The organism is Dysgonomonas sp. Marseille-P4677 (assembly GCF_016652235.1).
Taxonomy (GTDB): Bacteria; Bacteroidota; Bacteroidia; order Bacteroidales; family Dysgonomonadaceae; genus Dysgonomonas.
The window spans coordinates 1-1,815 of the sequence record NZ_JAEPKU010000256.1; the positions used below are offsets into that span (position 1 = coordinate 1).

2 protein-coding genes are annotated in these 1,815 nt (G+C 30.5%); both read right to left on the bottom strand.

Annotated elements, in window-relative coordinates; genetic code table 11:
- Window positions 1–234: 234 nt before the first annotated feature.
- Window positions 235–1,683 carry a DUF3868 domain-containing protein gene (locus JGH11_RS19870; protein ID WP_201114685.1) on the bottom strand — a complete coding sequence of 483 codons (1,449 nt, stop codon included), beginning with the start codon at window positions 1,681–1,683 and terminating at the stop codon, window positions 235–237.
- A 12-nt stretch (window positions 1,684–1,695) separates the two neighbouring features.
- On the bottom strand, window positions 1,696–1,815 hold a 120-nt coding region (locus tag JGH11_RS19875; RefSeq protein WP_201114687.1), incomplete at its 5' end, for a DUF3575 domain-containing protein.

Here is a 1,815-nt window from a genome sequence, read left to right on the forward strand (position 1 = left end):
GTGTGTATTGTTAAGGAGTAGATTATTATATGATATATTTATAACTAAAATATATACATAACTGGTGTTTGGCCAATCTTCACGCAATCTTAAAAAATACTTCGTCTTAAACTGAAGGATTATATTAGGATATTTTTATAAAGAAAATTACCAGAGAAACACACATATCTTCCCATAGGATGAAAATTGGTTTGGCTCATCCTACAAATAAAAAAAATATTATCTAAATAAATTTCAATACGATGTTGAATTTAACAAAGTAATCTTCTTTAGGTTCTCTGTGGCTTCTAGAACTCCCACGCTTTCCGCTTTCTTAAAATACTCTTCAGCTCTTTCCATATCTCCTTCCAGAGCGCACAATACTCCTTGGTTGTTCCATGATGCAGCATTTTCTTTATAGTTATCTAAATATCGATGGGCTACTTTTGTATTCCCTTCTTCGAGTGCTATTGCTGCTACATTAATGTTAGCAACTGCGTCCTTTGGATACATTCTAACTGCAATATCAAATATATCTTTAAAGTTTTCACTCCCTTTTTCATAACTATTTGCTACTAGAAACATCTCATTAAGGCTCATTTGAGCAGGATTTGTTTTTACAATTATCTTTCCTTCTTCGATAGAAAAAGCACGCACCACATAATTTAAGTTATAGTCTACCCTTCTTAATTTCGGAAAATATTCTTCTAATAATATTTTGTATGTAACACCTAAATTTTTGAGCTTCTGCTCTTTTATATCTTCGGATATGGATGAACTTATAATCTCCAATATTTTGTATTTGTCTGATAAATCAGATTTTGAAACCAGATCTTCTAATTTTGCCCAATCTTCACCACCTTGCATTTCATTAAATATATCATTTGTATAATTATATTTTTTTTGAAGATATACTTTTAAAGACTGTACTCTGGATGATGAAAGGTTGTTATTTGTCTGATAATTTCCTTCTGGTGATGCAAAACCGATCAACGAAATAGTTTTTATTGTTGCATTATTATCTTGTTTTAATTGGTCTAGGACATTTTCTATTTTATTAAGCTCTATATAATTATTTCTAAATTCAGGAATAATTATAGATTTACCTACCTGAAAATCTAAAAAGGCAGATCCTTCGTAATTTCTATTCTTTACAGCTTCAGTTTCCGGAGCTATGTAGGATACCGTAAATTTGACATTTGGCTTTTCTGGCTTAATGTTTTCGGTATAAATATGATCTCCTATTATACTCCAATTCTCAGCTTTTAAGCATTCTGCACACCCTGTAATTAATTGTTTCATATATAGTGTCGCATTTTGCATCCATGGCTGATACGAAATCTTTTGTCTATAACTGATAGTGGATACTTCCTTTATCATCAGTGGATCTGCATTATTTTTTAAATCTTTACTAAAATACATTGTCCGTTTATCCGCTTTGTATCTGATATTACCACTGATAACCACTGGACGTAACTCGATGATATTATTATCTGTCTTAATAACAGGTGTCAACATTACAGATTCATTTGATGGCAATTCTATTTTACTTCCATCAATTGTCATCTCTACAACCAAGCTATCTTTAGACTGATTGGCTTTTGCATTATTTATATATATATTATTTTGTATTCGTTGCGCTTGAAGATTGGAAATAAAGATTATTATCATTACAATTCCAACTAGAAATCTATTCCTTTTCATAATATATTAGAATTAAAAAATAAAATAGATAAAACTAATACCAACTTTAGTCGGCCCCCAATAATTCTTTGAGTCGCTTTTAATTTTAGAACCACATTCGGCGCAAGGATATTTATCATACTTGAAATGAAC